Genomic DNA, 18,739 nt, shown 5'->3' on the forward strand with positions numbered 1-18,739 from the left:
TGCAGCAGGATCAGTCCGGGTTGGAGCTGGGTAGCAGTCAAGAAGAGTCTTTGTCTTTCGAGGAGCTGTCTCGTTCTATGCGGCGGATGGGGCTAAGTGGTGATGAAGCGTTAGAGAACGTGAATTTTCCGTCTAAATTAGAGTTCAGAAGTCTCAAGGACTTGGATGCTGTTTCTCCAGTTTTCCGAGAAAACTTCGAAAGGTCTTTGGCTTTGGCCGTACTGGCTGAGACTCGACGGTCTATGAAAAGGATTAAGGACGCCTACAAGGGGTAAATGGGTCGAACTCGCCTTGATGTCTGGCTGACCAAGAAGTATCCATCTCATTCCCGTTCTTATTTCCATCGTTTGATCGAAAGCGGTTGTGTGCGCGTGAATGGAAAAAAGGAGAGGAAATCTTCTTTTGTCCACACTGAGGATCGTGTTGAGGTAGAGTTTTTGCCTGACTCTCCTGCTCTTTCTTTCCTTGTCCCTGAGCCTATTCCTTTACAAGTGGTGTACGAGGATGATTTTCTTCTTGTAGTGGATAAACCTGCAGGCATGGTTGTTCATCCTGGTCCGGGCCACCATAAGGGGACGTTTGCTCACGCTTTTTTGCACCGTTGCTGTGTAGAACAGGATGAGGCTTCTCCCAGCTTACGCCCAGGGATCGTTCATCGGTTAGATCGCGAAACATCAGGGTTGCTCCTTGCTGCTAAAACGATACAAGCGCAAAAGGACCTTTCTGAACAGTTTGCGAGGAGAGAAGTCAAAAAAGAATACCTCTTATTAGCTCGTGGAAGACTTCGTGCTACTCCTTTAGAAATAGATGTTCCTGTTGGAAGGGACCCTAGAGATAGAAAAAAAATGAGGGCCTCTTCTGTGCTTCGTGGAAGATATGCTCATACGAAGTTTTTGGAGCACGATTTCGAAAACCAAGTTTCTCTGCTTTCTGCTTTTCCTTTGACAGGAAGACAACATCAAATTCGTGTGCATTTGAAACTTATGGGCATGTCTTTGATTGGGGATAAACTGTATGGAACTCCAGAAAAAAATGTGCAACGTCATATGTTGCATGCATTTCGTTTGGAATTCTTGCATCCTGTTTATCGGACAAAAATCGCTCTTGAAACATCTTTTCCGGTCGATTTTGCTCTTTGCTGCTCTCGTTATGGTTTTGACTTGAAGGGTCTTTTTGATTTATCGACCTCTCAGAACAAAAAGTAGCCTCAAAAGGTTCTGTGAAAATTGAAATGGTTTCTGTCCTTGTTTTCATTTAATTAGCCTTTCTTGTAGTATGTGCGCTGGCATTTGGCTTTTCCAGGGAGGGGGGCCTTCTCTGGAGGTCGTAGGCCTTTTTAAGTTGAATTGTCTCGGGTATGGGTTTTTATCAGGAGAGGGCTAAACTGTGAGAGATTTCGTCTTATACGTCGTCAAGAATCTCGTCGATTTCCCTGAGAGGGTGGCCATCAACGAGATCGCTGGGGTACACACCCTCATCATTGAGCTTTACGTTGAAAAGACCGATGTAGGAAAAGTGATCGGAAAGGAAGGGAAGACTATTAACGCCCTTAGGACTTTGTTGATGTCCATCGCAAGTCGAAATGGGTTGAGAGTCAGTCTCGAGATCATTGAGGAAGGGCGAGAGTCTTCCATCAGTGAAAAAGAGAAAGGAGCCTAGGTTGCTCTTATAGCTTGGGGGCTCTCCTTCTAGAGGTCTCCTTGGCCAAGGGGGTGGTTTCAGTCTTAGGGCTTTTTTGTTCTTATGTAAGGTGCTACAGAAGCTTTTCTGGAGTTGAGCTTCCCTGCAGGGAAGTGAAGCACGAGGATGGGCTGGTCGATTTCTTGAATGGACTGATGCAAAATATCTTGGCAAGATTTCAAGATAGGGTGACTTTCTGTTTCTAGGATATTTCCATTGATCAGTTCGATCTTTATCTCTTGGTTCGCGAGTTCGTTTTCATAAAGAAGATATAGAAAATCACGTAGTGCGACGGGTGATTTTCCGGTAAGCCAAAGTTGGTCTTGATGGTCTTTGGGGTGATCTTCTTGAGCAGTGATTTGTCTAGCATTAAGGAGCGTGCTCACAATATGCCCATAAAAGAGGGCTGTAGGCGACTTGGACAGACAAAAGCGTACCCATTGCAGCATGACCTTTTCTCTGTTGGCGCGTAGAGTCTTCCAGTTGTCCCAAAAAAGCTTGCTCTGCCCCATTAAGGTGTCGCCTCCCTTCGTGTCCTGGAATAGGTCGAAGGAGGTCCCTGATGCAGCTGATACAATCGCCTTTTCCGTGTTGTTCTGGCGCAGTTCAAAGAACTTGGAGTAGATCTCGAAAGCAGCATGGGTTGCTAGGAGCTTTTTCTTGATCTCAGTGAGGCTTGCCCCTTTGTCCCAGTTTTGTTGTTCTCCTCTGAGTTGCTCAAGTAAACGGTGTACGGCGAGACAATCTCTTTTTTGGCCCTTTGCGAGCAAGTCGGTGTCGTCAAAGACAGCCGCTAACAGAGAAATAGCAAATAAATGAGCTCTTTCTGGGTGTGTATACATTCCTTCACTGCATGTTTGTTGAAAAGAGAATGCTTGTTCTAATTCTTCAAGGAGAACACTGCAGGCTTGAACATTTGCGGTGAGAAGAAAAGAAGGTGCCGTCGTAGAAATACAGGTTTTATGGTGATCGATGACACTGATCACGTCTAACTTGGGCGAGGCATGCAGATCCTTTCTATCGGAAAAGTCTCTTAAGGATAGGGTGCCACACATTGTGGATTGTACTCGCTCTCTCTCCAGATAACCTAAAGGTAACGGCTCACCTTTTTGATTGAGACGTACTAAGGATAGTGGGGAACCCTTAACTTGAAAAAGCTCTTCTAACTGCCGTAAAGGAGTTTCAGGGGTCACCCATCTTTTTTCATCTTGCCAAACGCTTTCCTTAATGCAGAGGGCAGATCTGCCCTTTTTGAGAAAAGCAAGACAAGTTTCAGAAACTGTTTCTAAAGGGCTTAATGTCTCTCTAATTTTTGTTATGAGCAAGCGTGTTTCCATTTTAGAAAAGTCGTGTCGAAGTAAATGTTCCAGATTTTTGAAGAATTGACTGAGGGATTTGATACCTAAACCGTCCAACTTGGAACCTAAATCTCCCATCGTTGCATCTATGGAAATCAAAAAAAGTTTTTCGAAGAGAAGGCTGAGACGTCGCTGCGTAGCAGGCGAGTAGTGCTGAAAAACAACTTGCTCCTGGAGGCTTTTCCCTTGAGAGGAATCAAAGAGTGCTTTCAGAGAGTGACCCGGGTCCTCTTCAGAAAAACAGAGAAGGAGATTAGACCGCATTTGAATTTCAAAAGATTCGAGCAGATGAATCAAGGGCATGACAGCAGAATAAAAATTTTCCGTGTCTACTGTGCTCCATTCGCCCACGTACCGCCCTTGGTCATTGACCAAAAGAGTATAAGACGCCATTTCGGAAAAAAGGTCTTCTTCCCAAGAGCGTATAAGGCAAGGCGAAGAAAGCTCTAATGCTTCGGGTTCAAGGCTGCTCCTCCTTATGCTAAGAAGAGTGACATGTCCTTTCCCTAGGAGAGAATCGAACAGAGCTTGGTCGGTCGGATTAACCTTTCCTGCAGGGATACACCAAATATGCAGCCGGTCGCATACTTTTGCTCCAAAGGCATCTAGCCAGCCCCAAAAGGAACAGACCAAAGTGTCCAGATCGGGACTAGGGTGGGCAACAACGTAATGTGGCCCTTTGTAAAAACGGCCGCTTCCAATAGGAAAATAGGTTTGATATGTTTCCCGAAGGGCTTTCTTCCCTACGATTTTCGACCTTACGTCTAGTTCTTCTTCCAGAGTAGATGAACTTTCAAAAAGAAGCCATCGTTCCCAGTCCAAGAAGTGACATGTTCTGTCAAGTAATCCACTTTCATTGACCTGGCGTAAGAGAGCAAGAAGACTTGGCAATAAAAAGACAGGGTGAGGAATAGAAACAATCCACCTGTAAAGGAGTCTAGAAAGACAGGGGAAACGTTCTTCTAGAGGTACTTTTGCCATTTGCACTTTAACAGCTGCAAACAACTGGGGAAGATCGGGATGCAAACGAGGTAACTCGAAAACACCAAGGGGCAAAGCAGGGAATACAAAGTCCCTTCCTCCCGAAGACTCTTTCTGCATGAGCAAAGTCCCTAATGCAACAGATCGATACCAGATTCGGACCGAGCAGGACTCGAACCTGCGACCCTCTGCTTAGAAGGCAGATGCTCTATCCAACTGAGCTATCGGTCCGTGAAACAGACCCCCGCATTCTATTCTGGACTTCGAGAGGAAGTCAAGCTTAGCCAGAGAAACCTACAGAACGAGGGAGGTAATCTATGTCTAAATGTAAGGGACTAGTCGAGCTTTTTGAATCAATGAATGGTTTGTTCCCAGGAGTTTTGCGAGAAGTCCTCAAAGGAGTTAAGGACCCCTTAAAGGCCAAGACTTCGAAAGAAGCTGCACAGATGGTCAATCACAATATTTGTGTTTTACGCAGAAGGTTGGATGTATTAACAAATAGCAATCCAACTATCTGTGCTGACGTGACTGCTTTTATGTCCAATTCGCAATTCTTTTCTTCAGAAGAGAGAAAGCAAATACAACGCTTTGAAATGGATCTTTCAAGGTTTCAGGAGAGTATTCAGCAAAAGATACAGGAGAAAACAGCTCCTGTTTATCAGGAACAGGAAGTGCCTTCTCTACAAAAGAGAGTCAAAAAAACAAAAAAGGCAGCTCGAAGACGTTCCGATTGGTTGCAAGCTTGAGCTTGGATGAATGATTTACTTAACAGCATCTGCCTTTTTAGTTTAATCTTACGTGGGGGTAGATTCTTGGGGGCTCACTCGAATGTTGATCGAAGGATTCGCTTTTAGCCACCTGTTGGCCACTTGTGTTTATGTTTTTTCTCTTATTTTTGTACGTCGGCTTATCGAACGCGTGATCAAAAGTCAGGCGGGAGAGCAATGGTCACAAGAATACCGATTAAAGGCGATCGGACATGTTCGAAGTACCATTCTTGCCCTTGTGGTTATTGGTCTCATTTTTATTTGGGCAGAAGAATTACGCTCGTTCACTGTCTCTGTCTTTGCCATTGCTGTTGCCGTTGTCATGGCGTTTCTTGAGTTGATCCGTTGTGTTCATGGTTATCTTCTGCTGATGCGGAGTAATGCTTATTGTTTAGGGGATCGCATTGAGATTGGACAGTTCAAAGGTGACGTTCTTTCAGTCAATCTCCTCTATACTACCCTCTTAGAAGTCGGGATTGGTGGAAAGACCTCGAACCAGGGAACGGGGAAGCGTATTGTCTTTCCTAATAGTCTTTTGCTTACTTCTATTGTTGTGAATAGCTCTTTCTTAGAGGATTTTTCTTTTGTTTCTATTGATATCCCCATGTTAGTTGATGAGCATTGGCAACGAGCTAAAGCTATTCTTCTTGAGATTGCTCAGGAAGAGTCTCAGCCTTTTTTAGAGAAAGCTCGTCGAAGAGCAAAGGAAATGGCCCAAAAACATGGGCTTGAACCCGTTTCTGTTGAACCTAGGGTGTTTATTCGAATGACACATCCTAGGCAGCTCCTTCTTACACTACGTGTGGCAAGCCCTTGGAATTTGAGGGATAGGATCGAGCAATCGATTATGAACCGTTTTCTTGAGAAGTTTTTTCAAGAAGAAAAGTTATCTATCACTTGATTGAGATAAAATTTTCTTGATAGGATGAGCTGGGGAGCGTGGTAGAAGAGAGCGCCCCCTTCCTACGGCTGAATAGCTTCCCGCAGATGGTTGCCATGTCGATTTCCCCCCCTCTTTTAGGAGAAATTCTCCTCCCTGTTTTGGTCTTCACTCAATTAGGTCTTGCCATTACGCTGGCCAATCTTCTAGTTAAGCGATGGCTCCAGATCGGTGGTTCTTTTTCTGTTTCTTTAGACTCTCTTCCCGACAAAAGCTTGTTAGCTCGCTTTGGAGAGACTCTTCTCCACTGTTTGCGCCGAGCTGCCTTGTCGATCCCTTCACCATGCGGAGGGAAGGGAACATGTCATCAATGTCGGGTGCGTGTGCTGGAAGGAGGAGGAGAGGTCAGTAGTTTGGAACGCAGTGTGTTCTCTCCAGAAGAAATCAAGGATGGCTGGAGACTAGCTTGCCAAGTCAAACTGAAAGAAGAAGCTACGGTCAGTATCCCAGGGGGCGCTCTAACGTCGTCTTCTTTTTCCGGGAGCGTTGTGAAAAACCGGAACGTGAGTACCTTCATTAAGGAACTTGTGGTTGTTTTAGATGAGCCCCTCGACTACGAGTCTGGGGAGTATCTTCAAGTAGATATTCCGAACTATATGACGACGACTTCTTCCTGGAGAGATGGTATTCATTTAAGATTCCATCAAGAATGGGATAAATACGGCATGCTAGAATCTCTGATCATTCATGAGTCAGAAGAGCCTTGTGTAAGAGCGTATTCTCTAGCTTCCCATCCAGGAGAGGGGAATGCTATTCGCTTTACTATTCGGATAGCTTCTCCTCCTCTGGAGAATGGTTCTATCTCTTCTGCCGCTCCTTGGGGAATCGGTTCTTCTTTTCTCTTTTCAAGGCGAGAGGGAGATCGGCTCTCCTTTTCTGGTCCGTTTGGGGAATCCAAAATGATTCATGATGAGAGACGTATCTACTTTCTTATTGGCGGTGCAGGAGCCTCTTTTGGAAGAAGCCATATTATGAGTTTGTTCCATCTTCATCATACGAAAAGACACGTTGAGCTCTGGTACGGAGCACGCTCCTTATGTGAAAATATCTACGCAGAAGAGTTTCAAGCTTTAGAAAAACAGTTTAAAAATTTCAGATATCACTTAGTTCTTTCCGAGCCAACAGAAGAAGATGTACGTTCTGGCTGGCCTATCCAGGATTCGGAGAAAACGGGATTTCTGTTTCAAGCTTTTGAAGCAAGCGTGCTGAGTTCGCTGAAGAGTCCTTCAGAAGCACTTTACTATGTCTGTGGGCCGCCTTTGCACAATCAAGCAGTCTCAGTCTTGTTAAGAGAATACGGAGTTCCCAAACCCTCCATTGTTTTGGATGACTTTGGAAGTTAATCTATCTCTTCTCACAAAGCAGATTTCTTCTTAAAAGGAACCAGGATACTCCAAACATTTGTAAGCTTGTTGAAAACAACATCAAGGGATCGGCGAACTCAAAAATCAGAGGAAGAGGTGTAATACAACCTAGAAAGACGGCAAGACATAAGCAAGATAGGTAGGCGATGCGCCCTCCTTTTTTTCCGCAGATATACTCCCAACAAGCTGAACCATTGAATGCATTTCCAAGAACTGTCCCAAAGGCGAAAAGAAAAAGAGAAAGGTGTAAGCAATTTTCACCTAAAAAGGGAAAATGGGCTCTAAAAGTTTGTCCGAGAAGATCCAAAGCATGGACCTCTGGATTTGTTACATAGTAACCCGAAGAAAGAACGGCCACTCCCGTGAGAAAACCTATCGTGCTATTTACATAAGCTCCTAGTACGGAAAGAGTAGCTTGCATTTCTGCATCATTCCCTGTTGAAAGGGAATGTGGGATAGAAGAGGTGCCTACACCTGCTTCAATAGCAGAAATACTTCTAGAAATGCCCCAACGCATGGATTGCAATGTAGAGAATGTAGTCAATCCCCAGAAAGCAGATTCAGTATTAAAGAAAGACCTAAAAATCAAACGAAAAGCCGGAATGACTTGGTTAATATTTCTAACTAAGATTCCAGCAAGAGTTGCCAGATAAAGCACAAGCATGACAGGAACAATGCGGTCTGTAATATCCCGAATTAATGTGTTGCCTCGGGATAAAACAATTGCAATAACTAAAGAAAAGAGAATCCCGAAAGCTATCGAAGAAATTCCACAATATCTGATGCAAATCTCAGATAAAACGTGTGACTGGGAAGCGTTCCAAAAAAGCAGCAAAACGGAAGTAGAAAGGGCATAAGCAAATGCCAAGGTAGGTTCAATTTTAGAGAGATGTGCCATTGGACCGATGATTTTTGCAGTTCCGCAAGAGCGATTTTTGAACGCTAAGATTGTTTCGGCATAAACAACACCACTTCCAACGATTGAGGCAAGAACGAACCAGACCATCGCTCCAGGACCACCCATTATGACAGCGAGCACAGGTCCCACCACATTACCAATGCCTATTGTTGTGGACATGGATAGGAAAAATGCCTGTCTTGGACTTAGCCTGTCTGCAGCAACTTGTCCTTCCTGTTCAAGAAAGAAGATCTGGAAAGCTTTAGGAAGCACACGGAACTGGATGAATCTTGTTTTTACAACGATAACGATCCCCATTAAAAAAACAGCGAGGAATGCTCCGTTTACAAGGCAATTGAACATTGTTCTCTACCTGTGTAGATCTCGACCGCTTCATTTTGCAATGTTTCATAACTTTGATGCAAGAAATTGTGTATCTCTCTGCGAACAGAGACCAACTTTGTATATTTAAACTTCATTACTGAAATGACATTTCTATTTGGATATTTTTATGCGTAATCATGTTGATATTTTCCATTCTAATCGATCTTTAAAAGAATCTCTAAGAGACATTCCCAACTCTGTTGTTGTCTATATTGGTTTCTATGGCCAGTTCGATGAAAAATCTCAAGAAGAAATCTTTTTTGCCATCAAAAAAAGGTTTAAGGCTAGACGTGTAGCTGCCTATTTTTGTGGTAGTTCTATTCGGAAAGGACATTTATTCGCCTTTGTCTTTTTCCCCAAGACTCATTTATCTTCAGAGGAAAAGCTACAGTTGCAAGATCTTGTTGGTACCGTTTTACTGCAGACAATTAGCAAGGCCTCTTCGAAAGTGATGAAAGTCAGGCTGCACAAGCAAGATGTTCATTAGATTCGGATTGGCTCATGAGTATTGATGAAAGTGGGGCAGCTGATGCTAGTGCTCGCACTTCTTCGGAATTACCTGTTTCTTCGCATGCAAGAGAGAACCTCTCAAAGAGAGCATTGGACGTTCGCGCAACAATTGCAATGAAAAGAGTCTTTTCAAAGATTTGTGACGCGTGCACAAGTTGTAAAGCCCAGATGGTTCGTTTGCGAGCAGCCTCTCTTGAAAGCTTTAAGACCTCAAAAATGTCCTCTGATTTAAGAAGACTGTACGCCTTGTTTACATACGGGATGGCTCGTTGTGGATTAGGATTGTTTGCTTTGATGGTGTCTTTAGGTTGTGCCATCTTTTTTCAGTCTTCTGTTTTCCTTTTGCTAACTTGTATGATTCTCGCCGCGATGATTTGTATTGCTCTGGTTTATAAGTTCAGAGAGAAATATGAGGGGCAAGTAGAAAGCGCACTTCAAGTAGCAGGACATGCTCAATTTTTTTGTCAACGTGTAGATGGGGTTGTTCAGTCATGCCATCGCCTTGTTGGCCATACTCAGAATGTGCGTCGTGCTTTAGGCGTTGCTGTGGGCTCTGTTAGCGATCATCTTCGTGCTTGGTGGTATGGTAGACCGCTTTCTGGGAGCGCAGTGAATTCCTCAGACTCTACAGAGGGACTCGAGGGAGTGGTAGAAGACCATTTTGCTCTTCAAGGGTCTTCCTCGGAGACTACAATTGGTCATACCGAAGAAGAGAACTCAGAGAGTGCACCTCCGCCTCTTCTGTTTCTTCTAGGAGAAGGGGGCGAGGAGGAGGATCCTTGTTTGACTGTTGATATCCCTGGAGCTGCAGTAGGGGCTGTTACAGGTATGATGACGAGGATGTGCCAACTCGGAAGCCATCTTTGGAGTCGATTTTCAGGACGAGGTGAAGAAACTCCTTCTGAAAACTCGAGTTTCGAAGAATTCTTTGATGCTTGTGATCAAATTAACTTAGAAACTCCAGAAGTAACTGTTTTGGAAGAGGCGAACCAACTTTTAGGCTCTATCGAGTTTGATTAAGGACATACTCTATTTTTGAACTGCTTCTCTATTATACTGATGTTACTCCAGGGTTAAGCTCCTTGGTCCCTAAGTAACACAAGAATAAATAAAATATTTTTGATATTGATTTCTTTGTCATAGCCTAAGTCGGGGACCTCGCACCCTTAGAAGAAAGAGATGAGGACAAAGGATGAGAAGTTGGTTCCCTTGGAAGGAAGCCGAGGGCTTGCGAATTTTGCCTGCCCTCAGAGATTTCGTTTCCGAAATCCAGAATATGGGCATTCGTCTTATGAACTGCATAGAATGCATGCGCATGACCTCAGAGTTCATGGATATCGCTCCTTCTGCCCGCAATATTTTAGTTGCTGGGCTAGGAGAATGCCTCTCTTCAGATAGAATTCGTCTTGTTCGAGCTTTTGAAATGGCTATTGGGTATGGCCAGGGTATTCAAAAACTTTCGCAGATGACTGTTCGTGAGGCCTTTATCGTTCCAACAGCTCGAGACTACTTTTTCTACGTGTTGGAAAGTTTTGAGCAAAATATCGAATTTCTTCGAGTGGGGTATCTTTTGTGGAGAAAACTAGGATCACGTCTGAAAGTACTCTTTTCCTTCTCTCCTTTGGTTTTTGTTCTAATAGGGAGCTATCTTAGTTTTTTCCTGAATAGAGAGACCCAGTTTTTTCTTCTTTTGGCTATGATCTTCCTTCTCTCTCACTGGAGATTTGATCGATTTCGGATTCCTTATGCAAGGCTTTTCCCAACACGCGAGATAAAGGAAAGAATCGTAGATGGATTCTTATCCTGCAGAGAGGGACGGTCGTTTCTTTTTTTGTTCGTGCAGTCACACAAGTTTGATGAAGAAGAACAATTTCTTAACTTTATGACTATGTTTTTTCATGGACAAATTCTGTGTGATGATAGGAAGTACCCTCAAAGGCGAGTTTTTCGTATGCAATTTATGAAAAGTCGGCTCAGTTCACAGTTTGTGCATGATATATTAGATCTTGTAAGGGGCTTCTTTTTGTTCTTTCTTCGCTCGAGAGGTCATAAACTCATATGCGGCTAAATTCTTAAAGATATAGAATCCAGGCTCATTTCGTAATGGTTTGATCATCTGATCTTCTTCTCGGGCATGTTCTCTTTAAGCAGTAGATTGTCTTTACTTGAAAGGCGTGTCGTGGGCCGTTTTTCTTCTTTATTGCCCTTTTTGGAAGGGGATTCTGGTATTGTTTTCAGCAGGAGGAAAATTGGTTTTTCCAAATGTGTTTTAACAAGATCACAAGAACTCAGTGAATATTGTCATCGATTTCAGAGAGATTTGGATAACAGAGGTCGGTTATCTCTTTTTCACTTTTCTACGTTTAGGAAACGAGTCTTTTCTCTCCTTGAGTTGGGACAGCAATGGCAATCTTATCTCAAGACGGACCACATCAACTGTTTATTTGATAGCGAGTCCGAAAGACATTTCAAGGTCTCTGACTTTCTTAAGGTATATTTAAAGGCTGCTCGGGGATTGCATTCTTTTGTAGAAGAGGGGGCGGCTAAGTATTGCTTATCATTAGTATTTTTTCTTCTTGCTGTCTTTCTTCTGCTTTTTGCTCTGTTTTGCATGATGTCTTCTTTTAGCTGTTTCTTTAGTGGATTGTGTTTCTGTTTTAGCCTTTACTTGGCGATTGTGGCTACTTGGGATCTCTCCTCTTCACTAGCTTCCTTTCAAGATATTCTTGAAGAGCAGTTTGAATTGCATTGGGTTTTCCTATCTGATCGTCTTTCACTAAGATAAATCAACATTTAATTTGACTCAGTAGAACTAAAGCAAATGGTTCGAAATAATGCGTGCTATGTTTCTCTTTTTCACAAATCGTTCTCGTGAACTTTTGAAGTGCTTTTTTAGTCCTTTTTGTTGTTTTCTTCGTCCTCTGTCGAACAAGGTTTCTTTTATAGAAAAGATCGCCAGAAACATTTTTAAATCTCTTTATTTTTCTTGCCTTACTAGTAAAACTCGTTATCCGGACGAAGAAGATTTGATACATCTTGTACGACAAGCAAATGAATCTGCTAGAGCTAAAATTTTGGTGGAGATAAGCAGATTTCGAGACCTTCATGAACGATTTGAGCATCAAATTCTCAATTTACTGGATCCTCCCGGAAATGTTTCTTTAGATCACCATCGATTAGTTTGTGCCCATTTGTATTGGGTCTATAACGTTTTCCTAGAAAAAGAGGACCCTGCCCTGGCCATCATCTGTCAAGAGCTTAGGCCCTTCCTGCAACAGGAAGAATTAAAAAATTTACAGACGAACATGGAAGCAGTTAAACAGGCCATAGAAGACTTTTCAAGTCAGCTACAGAAGAGATATCCAAACGCATCCTCTGTTCTCATTAGTGCAGAGGGTGGGCAACTAGAAAGAGAGGCTTGCCTTGTTGTCGTCCAAAGGATAAGGGAACATGAAGATTTTCTTGCGTCCCTTCTTAGAAGAGGTCTTGTCTTTAATCAAGATCGAAATAGCCTCTTATCTACTTTTACTGGGGAAAGATTTCAGAGAGAGGCAGGTCAATCAGGTGACTTGGCTAGTCTCAACGCAGCAATTGCTCAACTGGAACAAGGGGAAAGATCTAGTTCTTTCTCTTCTTTAATGGTTAGGCTATCTAATTTAAAAAAGGTAGTGACTCTTTTCAAAAGAGTTAGTTTTTCTTTGATGAGAGATAAAAAGTTCTCTTTTTCTGGAGAAAGTCCCATTGTTGATCCGAATGCTTTTGTTAACCTTTATCAAGTCAAAATAGGAAAAATTTCTTCTTTGATTGAGAAGTTTGAGATCCAGTTTAAGAGCTATTTTACTTGGACTGCTCTTTTTTATTTTGCAGGTCTCAGCATTTTGCTTTTTTTTGCCTCTCCTTCTCTTCTTGTTCTTTTTACATTATTTGTTTTGGGATATGCATGGAAAAAAATTTCCTCTTTAAGAAAGGATTGTTTACAGCAAATAGACAAACTTATCGAAGATATCAAGAATGCACTTCCAGAGTCTTTATAGGAGATAAACTATATTCTTTCTAAATGAAAGCACGTTTTGTAATGCCCTTAGTAATAGCGCAAAGTAAGCTTTGTGCTTTTTATTTTTCATAGAAAGTAGAAAACTTGACGCCTCTTTGTTTTTTTATTTGAGGCATAACATGCAAAAGCTGTGTGCTCTTGTAACACCTAGATCTTGCGTTTCTGAATTATATAAAATTATTTCAACACCCCTAAGGGTTAGACTTCATTCTATTGAACAGTGTGCCTCGAAGGTTTTCCAATCGTTTATTGTGCCTCTTCAATCTGCTCCGGTTATTGATGTAGATCAGGGAGCCGTCGATCTATTAATAGCCTATGAGAAAGAAGCCTTTGTGGAAATCTGTTCCGATTTTCAGAAGTTTTTAAGGTCTATTGTGAATGAAAATAAGTTGTACTATCTTCCTATTTTATTAGAAGAACCTCCAGGTAAATTTAGGTCCAGTCAGGGATTCCTTGGTGAAATCAGGCATGTTTTTTCTAGAAGGTGTCGAGAAGGAAGCGAGCTTTTGGTAAAAGCTTGTGATTGTGGAGGGCTTTTCTTTTTTCAAGAAAGGATAGAAGCTTTTCAAGAAGAAGTGCGAAAAATGTTTTCGTCTATGATCTCCTTTTCTTCTACTTTGGAAAAGAGAGTACAAAACAGTAGTTATTTGTTTCCAGATGCTGCACAAAGTAAAATGGAATCATTTGCTTTCTCGTTCATGCAAGAAAAAATAGAAGTTTGTGACAAGTGGATGACAGATCTCTTATCAGAAGATTTACATTGCATTTGTGATTCAAGACTTTTGCTTAATCAGGAACGTCGTCTCTTGTTAGGCCAAAAGATTCAAGAGTCTATTCAAAGTTTAGAGGGAGCCATTAAGCGAACTTCTGGAGAGGATCACGACTCATTAGCCTATCTATTTGAGCTAAGTCATCTATGTCACACGTGTATCCGTTTGATTGGCAAGACTTGTCCAGAGTTTATTCAAAGTTTCTTTTCGAAATATAGAAAGAGTCTTGAACAGATTCAACTTTCTGAAACAGCATGGTCAAATGCATTTATCTCTTTTCTTAGGAGGTTTTTTTTCTCTTGTTTGGTTAGCTTTTTGACTCTGTTGTTTTGGAGACCCTTATTAGGCATTTTGCTCTTTTTTTTGCTTCTGTTTGTGAATGGTTTTGCCCTTAAGAGGGAGAGAGAGATTTATATCAAACATTTGGATGCCTTTTCGGCAATTTTACGAATATACTCTTGCTCATGTTAAATGACTTATGCTATTTACAATTTTTCTATTACAGTCTGTAATTCTCTATTACAGTTTTCTCTTTCGAGAAAAAGAAAGAAAAACATACTAGAACACAGTAGAAATGTAAAAAGCAAAACAACAAATGAATTTAGAATTAATGCTAATAATAGGCTGCTTGTAAAGGAAAAAAAGAAATGATTTATATAGGCTTGAAGCCTATTTCGTATTCTTTCGAGGCAGTTAAGTGCTGTTGCTATCTTCTTTGGGTAGGAGCGTAGAAATTTTTGTATATTCTTAGAGCAATAATATTCAGAGTAGTCCTTGATAGGTTTATGTTTTTGTATCAAAGAAAGAAACTCTTCTAGTCCTAGGATGAGTTCTTCAAATGGCACTTCTGTTTTTTTTGCTTTTACTATATTAATCTCTGTTTTTATTTGCTCGGTTAATGCTCTTATTCTTTCTGTTTCAATAGTTTGCTCTGATGTATTTTCAATCAAGTATATGACATATATCAAGAAAATATGGGCAGCTGTTCTTTCGCTAGATAGATTGAGGGCAAAGCTTAGTAAATTCTCTCTAGAAGTATCCGTTTCAAATGACATAGTGTTTGAGTGGATTCTTTTTAGTTCATTAAAATGGATGTTTAAGGCAATAACTTGTCGGATTTCAAGAATCTTGTGGGCCTCTTGAAGAAAGATATTCATTTGGGAGCTGAAGATATTGAAAAAGTCGTTCAATATACGTTGAATGAAACCAATATCTCCCGTTTCTAGAGAAAAAGTTTCATTTTGTTTTTTGACTGTGTTGTGATATTTTAAAGCAATCTCCCTGAGAGAGAGGAAAGAGTTATGACTTAATGTCTTTCTTTTTTCGTATACCTCTAAAAGAGCGAGGAGGTATTTTAAAACGCATTCTTGGATGGCAAGAACACTTCTTCTTATAGGATCGAAAAATAAGTATTTTAGTCTTTGAAGACAGTGAGCCTTGTTTAGGCATTTGCATAGTGTATTCATTCTTTCTTCAATGCGGAAAACCCGTGAATGTATAGACAGTCTGATGCAGAAAAATGTGTAGTTTGTGATTGTTTATCCTTGGGAGATTGGAAAAGGAAAGTAGACTCCCTATGTTAACTTGTTAGAGAGCAGTGTATTCCTCTTTCGGTTCTTTATAGAAGAGAAAAGCTGTTCTATTCGTGATCCAAGTCCCTATCGTATTCGTATGCCTCCATTTGATCGTACGGATTTTCTGGAGTTCCCAGGAGTCTCTAGTAAGCATTTTTCTTTTTATATGGAAAGTTAATTATATTACTGTGATACCCTCGAGGGGGCTCTTTATATGTAGGCAGATGCGAATGGCTTTTTTAAGATTCTCTTCGAACTTTATTTTATAAACTTGGGAATTTGCCTTAGATAAAGCGTTTGATTGAACTGCTGTGAGTGTAGGCAAAGATGGATCGGTTATGTGCGTGCGCTAGAAGATGCCCTTGTTTAAGAATCCTGGGCAGGATTGTTTTTAGGCCTATAAACAGGCAGTTTCTGCTTCTTGAAGTATACATTGTTAATGTTCTTAGTTACTTTCTTCTATCCTTTCGAGAATCTACCTTGTATAGAAAATGGACAAGGCTAAACTCTTTTCCTGAAAAAGAAAAGCTCGTAAAGCAGAAGAGAAGGTCTCTTCTGGAGAGCGTTAAGTTAAGTTCAGACCAGTTACAAAATGTCCATAGCAAAGTCGAATTAAAAATTAAGAGTGTTTTGTGGCCTACTCTCGGAGAGATTAGTCCTTCTGCAGCTCAGTCTTCTGGCATGTGGAAGGAACAATGGTCTTATGATAAAAATTTTATTTGTTGGGCAAAGGCAAGCCTGACAACTTTTTCCCAGACTAGGGGTGAAGAATTAGAAACAATATGTTCTTGCGCTCATTGGTTCTTAACGAGGGAGGATGTTGAGTCTCTTCGAAAGATAGGACAGGCTTATATTTCTGCCATGCTTAGCCTCGCTACTTCTTTAAGAGAGAAATTAAGTGGAGATGTATGTTCTGACAGGTGTATTTGTTTAGAACCCGATAGTGTACAAAAAAGTATTTTTCAGGAGCTAGAAAGTGCCAAGGAAAGATATCTCCAGGCTCTTTCTTTTTTTTCAAAAAGAAATTGGGTTTCCATCCATTCTGAAAATGAGCTTCAACAGCAAGACCTAATTGTACAAGATGCTTGTGATCAGTTGCAAAGGAGTATTAATCAAGTCGAAACAGGTCGCTTTTCCTGTACAGAAAGGATCCAGAAATTATGGAATTTAGGGAGCTTATTTAGAAAATGTATTTCTTTAGTAGAAGGGCTCTGTTCGACAGGTTCGCCAATCAGGTTCCTTGGTATCTATCTTGTTCAATTACAAGAATTGAGATCTATTTTAAATAGATGTGCATGGAAAATTTTTTCTCATTTTTTAACGCTGTTATTGCCTTGCCTTTTTTGTTATAAGTTTTTCTGTTCTCCATTGCCTATTTGGGCATTATTTTTTGCTTTTGTTTTCGCTCTTTTTTCTGAAATTGAAAACAGCTCAAAACTATTAGAGAATCTTAATATAAAGTTTCGGCACGATTTTCCTCATTCACAGTTTTGTTCCTCTGATTCCATTAAAAGATTTGACCTTATTTTTCAGGCTAGGGTGCTTTTTAGAGAAGCAATTATGCGAGCTAGTTCCAGGTTCCACGCAAGTGACTATTTAGAATTTATATCGTGTTTATCAGAGAAAAATCTTAGACAGGAATATCACATTCGTTGCGCACCTCAATCGGTTGCCTCCTTTCTTGAAAGTAGAAGAAAGGACTTAGGTCAGGTATGTGAGCATGCCAAGGCATTTGTTAATCCCGATGGGATTAAAGCGATTAAATTTTTATCGGATAAAGTAGAAAGATTGATGAAAGACCTTCTATCTTTGCTTGTGAAAAGAATAGAAGACGGCCAATACATTTCTCCTAGTGATGCGCAAAGAACTTCAGAGCAGTTTGCAATCAGGGCACTATTAGCTGCTGAAGGTGAGTATGTTGCTCTCCTTGCAACATGGTCTAGATCAGATTTGAATCTCTTAGATGAATCTGCATTTTTCCTACAACATCCGCTGCAGAAAGAGGTAGAAAATTACCACAGCTCTCTTGAGGCCGCGAAGACATACCAAAGAGCTGAGAAGGAAGCTATAGGGACAAAGCACCTAAGACCCAGTTGGTGTAGAGGATTTATTAGGAAAGTTCTGTCTTGTATCAAGCGTGCTCTCTATTCTATTCGTTTGTTACTATTTTCTTGTTTTGTTTGTTTTTCGGCTTCAATGGCTCCTCATCTCGCTGCCAATTGCCTTCTGCTTTTTGCCTTGTTTTCAATGTTGGTCTTAGTTCTTTCTTCTATGATCAGAACGCTGAATAGATAAATTGACTAGTTTTTTGGCCAATAAGTGGATAGGCGATCAGAGGAAAGTGAGGACGATTGTATTTTTCCTCCTCTACAGCGCTCCATTCTTTATTCTAGTCCTTCAAGTAAAAGCTCTGTATTAATGGCACGAAAAAAAAATAGGCGCACTACTGATGTCCTACATCCTAGCTATGTTAATAGGGGAAAACAAGAATATCATGAATAGACTCACTTCCTACTCCTAGCATACAAAGCCTATCCACACCAACAGCAACACCACAACACGGTGGTAACTTCTTAAGAGCTTCCAGAAATGAGAAGTCGAATCTAATGTCTTCTCCAGTTCTTTTTACATACTCCTCATGTTGGGCTTGAAGCTCCTCAATTTGCCTGCCTGCGTCTGTTGCTTCTTGTGATCCATTGGCTAATTCAAGATCCCCAAGATAAATTTCAAAGCGCATGGCCACTTTATAACCGTTCACATCTTTTAAACTGCTCATGACCGTTTGATGAGCAGGATAATCTGTAACAACAGTCAAACAGTCTTTTGGAAAGGCTTTCTCAAGATGAGAACCCATCAAAAAATTCAAGAGGTCATTCTTGCTACTTTCTAAAAGACCTGAATAGGGGCAAAGCTTTTCTTTTTGAAAAAGGGAAAGAAGTTCCTCTAAGGAAGAGGTGTGAGGGTTGATTCCAAATCTCTCTTCAAAGAGGGTAGTGTAAGTTACGATACGGTGAGGAAGCTTGCCACAAAAAAGAGAGACCAGTTCTATCGCTTCTTGTATGATCCCCTGAAAGGACATGTTAACACGGTACCACTCCAACATAGTGAATTCGGAGTTATGCTTTGAGCCGTGTTCTCCATTACGAAAAGTGTGAGAGATCTGAAAAACATCTCCTATTCCAAGGGAAAGAAGCTTTTTTAAGCCTACCTCAGGAGAAGGATAAAGCCACCCTTTTTCTCCATTCATCCAGATTGGAACAAGTTCGATATAAGGTTCGATAATTCGTGTTCTCGAGGCTAAAGAGCAATCCGCTTCTATAAAGCCTCTTTGTTCGAAGAAATAACGGATGGAACGAATGAAATGAAAACGAGCTTTTAGCCAATCCAAACGATGATGTTTGGATAACATCTTGGATCTCATATTCGTCAAGCCGGATCTTTAGTTGATGTTGCACGACT

At 41.1% G+C, this 18,739-nt stretch carries 18 protein-coding genes and 1 tRNA gene; 14 read left to right on the forward strand and 5 right to left on the reverse strand.

The features are described 5' to 3' along the window. The 3 genes from HAT2_RS03865 to HAT2_RS02735 all read left to right on the forward strand — a co-directional run. On the forward strand, nucleotides 1-275 hold a 275-nt coding region (locus HAT2_RS03865; RefSeq protein ID WP_181860330.1), incomplete at its 5' end, for a hypothetical protein. After that, complete coding sequence (locus HAT2_RS02730) at nucleotides 276-1,205, forward strand: RluA family pseudouridine synthase (RefSeq protein WP_114544489.1); 930 nt, start codon at nucleotides 276-278, stop codon at nucleotides 1,203-1,205. It abuts the gene before it with no gap. A gap of 181 nt (nucleotides 1,206-1,386) precedes the next feature. Then, nucleotides 1,387-1,659 carry a KH domain-containing protein gene (locus HAT2_RS02735; RefSeq protein WP_114544490.1) on the forward strand — a complete coding sequence of 91 codons (273 nt, stop codon included), beginning with the start codon at nucleotides 1,387-1,389 and terminating at the stop codon, nucleotides 1,657-1,659. 65 nt (nucleotides 1,660-1,724) lie between these two features. Here HAT2_RS02735 and HAT2_RS02740 read toward each other — a convergent pair whose 3' ends face one another. Together HAT2_RS02740 and HAT2_RS02745 are read right to left on the reverse strand one after the other, a co-directional pair. Beyond that, nucleotides 1,725-4,139 (reverse strand): hypothetical protein, encoded by a 2,415-nt coding sequence (locus HAT2_RS02740; RefSeq protein ID WP_114544491.1) that lies wholly within the window; start codon nucleotides 4,137-4,139, stop codon nucleotides 1,725-1,727. Nucleotides 4,140-4,176: 37 nt separating this feature from the next. Beyond that, nucleotides 4,177-4,250, reverse strand: a tRNA-Arg gene (locus HAT2_RS02745). A gap of 86 nt (nucleotides 4,251-4,336) precedes the next feature. Between HAT2_RS02745 and HAT2_RS02750 the strand changes: the two genes are divergently transcribed. From HAT2_RS02750 to nqrF, 3 genes are all read left to right on the forward strand, one after another. Further along, the gene (locus tag HAT2_RS02750) at nucleotides 4,337-4,765 is read left to right on the forward strand and encodes a hypothetical protein (protein WP_114544492.1); all 429 of its coding nucleotides are present in this window, start codon (nucleotides 4,337-4,339) and stop codon (nucleotides 4,763-4,765) included. Between the two features lie 52 nt (nucleotides 4,766-4,817). Further along, nucleotides 4,818-5,687, forward strand: a complete 870-nt coding sequence (locus HAT2_RS02755) for a mechanosensitive ion channel family protein (RefSeq protein ID WP_181860331.1) — start codon at nucleotides 4,818-4,820, stop codon at nucleotides 5,685-5,687. Nucleotides 5,688-5,782: 95 nt separating this feature from the next. Next, entirely contained in the window at nucleotides 5,783-7,069 is a 1,287-nt protein-coding gene (nqrF, locus tag HAT2_RS02760; protein WP_220253879.1) for an NADH:ubiquinone reductase (Na(+)-transporting) subunit F, read from the forward strand. A 1-nt stretch (nucleotide 7,070) separates the two neighbouring features. On the opposite strand, the gene HAT2_RS02765 is transcribed toward nqrF, so the two are convergent. Then, on the reverse strand, nucleotides 7,071-8,351 hold the full coding sequence (locus tag HAT2_RS02765; RefSeq protein ID WP_114544495.1) for an alanine:cation symporter family protein: 1,281 nt from the start codon (nucleotides 8,349-8,351) through the stop codon (nucleotides 7,071-7,073). 148 nt (nucleotides 8,352-8,499) lie between these two features. Here HAT2_RS02765 and HAT2_RS02770 point away from each other — a divergent pair, with 148 nt between their 5' ends. The 6 genes from HAT2_RS02770 (at nucleotide 8,500) to HAT2_RS02795 (ending at nucleotide 14,177) form a co-directional block, all read left to right on the forward strand. Then, complete coding sequence (locus tag HAT2_RS02770; protein WP_114544496.1) at nucleotides 8,500-8,859, forward strand: hypothetical protein; 360 nt, start codon at nucleotides 8,500-8,502, stop codon at nucleotides 8,857-8,859. 14 nt (nucleotides 8,860-8,873) lie between these two features. After that, nucleotides 8,874-9,902 carry a hypothetical protein gene (locus HAT2_RS02775; RefSeq protein ID WP_114544497.1) on the forward strand — a complete coding sequence of 343 codons (1,029 nt, stop codon included), beginning with the start codon at nucleotides 8,874-8,876 and terminating at the stop codon, nucleotides 9,900-9,902. A 172-nt stretch (nucleotides 9,903-10,074) separates the two neighbouring features. Then, nucleotides 10,075-10,950 (forward strand): hypothetical protein, encoded by an 876-nt coding sequence (locus HAT2_RS02780; RefSeq protein WP_114544498.1) that lies wholly within the window; start codon nucleotides 10,075-10,077, stop codon nucleotides 10,948-10,950. Between the two features lie 66 nt (nucleotides 10,951-11,016). Beyond that, entirely contained in the window at nucleotides 11,017-11,667 is a 651-nt protein-coding gene (locus HAT2_RS02785) for a hypothetical protein (protein ID WP_181860332.1), read from the forward strand. Between the two features lie 58 nt (nucleotides 11,668-11,725). Then, complete coding sequence (locus HAT2_RS02790) at nucleotides 11,726-12,916, forward strand: hypothetical protein (RefSeq protein ID WP_220253880.1); 1,191 nt, start codon at nucleotides 11,726-11,728, stop codon at nucleotides 12,914-12,916. Between the two features lie 139 nt (nucleotides 12,917-13,055). Next, nucleotides 13,056-14,177 carry a hypothetical protein gene (locus HAT2_RS02795; RefSeq protein ID WP_114544501.1) on the forward strand — a complete coding sequence of 374 codons (1,122 nt, stop codon included), beginning with the start codon at nucleotides 13,056-13,058 and terminating at the stop codon, nucleotides 14,175-14,177. Between the two features lie 14 nt (nucleotides 14,178-14,191). Here HAT2_RS02795 and HAT2_RS02800 read toward each other — a convergent pair whose 3' ends face one another. Next, entirely contained in the window at nucleotides 14,192-15,172 is a 981-nt protein-coding gene (locus HAT2_RS02800) for a hypothetical protein (protein ID WP_114544502.1), read from the reverse strand. 118 nt (nucleotides 15,173-15,290) lie between these two features. Here HAT2_RS02800 and HAT2_RS03870 point away from each other — a divergent pair, with 118 nt between their 5' ends. Both HAT2_RS03870 and HAT2_RS02805 read left to right on the forward strand, forming a co-directional pair. Further along, the gene (locus HAT2_RS03870; protein WP_181860333.1) at nucleotides 15,291-15,458 is read left to right on the forward strand and encodes a hypothetical protein; all 168 of its coding nucleotides are present in this window, start codon (nucleotides 15,291-15,293) and stop codon (nucleotides 15,456-15,458) included. Between the two features lie 149 nt (nucleotides 15,459-15,607). Beyond that, on the forward strand, nucleotides 15,608-17,575 hold the full coding sequence (locus HAT2_RS02805; RefSeq protein WP_114544503.1) for a hypothetical protein: 1,968 nt from the start codon (nucleotides 15,608-15,610) through the stop codon (nucleotides 17,573-17,575). Nucleotides 17,576-17,750: 175 nt separating this feature from the next. Here the strand turns inward: HAT2_RS02805 and HAT2_RS02810 are convergent, their stop codons facing one another. Next, nucleotides 17,751-18,689, reverse strand: coding sequence for an amino acid--tRNA ligase-related protein (locus tag HAT2_RS02810; RefSeq protein ID WP_181860334.1), 939 nt, complete (start codon nucleotides 18,687-18,689; stop codon nucleotides 17,751-17,753). Between the last annotated feature and the right edge of the window lie 50 nt (nucleotides 18,690-18,739).

The organism is Candidatus Similichlamydia laticola (assembly GCF_003339615.1).
Lineage (GTDB): Bacteria > Chlamydiota > Chlamydiia > Chlamydiales > Parilichlamydiaceae > Similichlamydia > Similichlamydia laticola.

Excerpts from the sequence above, each read along its gene's own strand:
- HAT2_RS02730 (WP_114544489.1), top strand. The coding sequence starts at position 276 with ATGGGTCGAACTCGCCTTGATGTCTGGCTGACCAAGAAGTATCCATCT.
- HAT2_RS02740 (WP_114544491.1), bottom strand. The coding sequence starts at position 4,139 with ATGCAGAAAGAGTCTTCGGGAGGAAGGGACTTTGTATTCCCTGCTTTG.
- HAT2_RS02750 (WP_114544492.1), top strand. The coding sequence starts at position 4,337 with ATGTCTAAATGTAAGGGACTAGTCGAGCTTTTTGAATCAATGAATGGT.
- nqrF (WP_220253879.1), top strand. The coding sequence starts at position 5,783 with ATGTCGATTTCCCCCCCTCTTTTAGGAGAAATTCTCCTCCCTGTTTTG.
- HAT2_RS02765 (WP_114544495.1), bottom strand. The coding sequence starts at position 8,351 with ATGTTCAATTGCCTTGTAAACGGAGCATTCCTCGCTGTTTTTTTAATG.
- HAT2_RS02770 (WP_114544496.1), top strand. The coding sequence starts at position 8,500 with ATGCGTAATCATGTTGATATTTTCCATTCTAATCGATCTTTAAAAGAA.
- HAT2_RS02775 (WP_114544497.1), top strand. The coding sequence starts at position 8,874 with ATGAGTATTGATGAAAGTGGGGCAGCTGATGCTAGTGCTCGCACTTCT.
- HAT2_RS02780 (WP_114544498.1), top strand. The coding sequence starts at position 10,075 with ATGAGAAGTTGGTTCCCTTGGAAGGAAGCCGAGGGCTTGCGAATTTTG.
- HAT2_RS02785 (WP_181860332.1), top strand. The coding sequence starts at position 11,017 with ATGTTCTCTTTAAGCAGTAGATTGTCTTTACTTGAAAGGCGTGTCGTG.
- HAT2_RS02790 (WP_220253880.1), top strand. The coding sequence starts at position 11,726 with ATGTTTCTCTTTTTCACAAATCGTTCTCGTGAACTTTTGAAGTGCTTT.
- HAT2_RS02795 (WP_114544501.1), top strand. The coding sequence starts at position 13,056 with ATGCAAAAGCTGTGTGCTCTTGTAACACCTAGATCTTGCGTTTCTGAA.
- HAT2_RS02800 (WP_114544502.1), bottom strand. The coding sequence starts at position 15,172 with ATGAATACACTATGCAAATGCCTAAACAAGGCTCACTGTCTTCAAAGA.
- HAT2_RS02805 (WP_114544503.1), top strand. The coding sequence starts at position 15,608 with ATGGATCGGTTATGTGCGTGCGCTAGAAGATGCCCTTGTTTAAGAATC.
- HAT2_RS02810 (WP_181860334.1), bottom strand. The coding sequence starts at position 18,689 with ATGTTATCCAAACATCATCGTTTGGATTGGCTAAAAGCTCGTTTTCAT.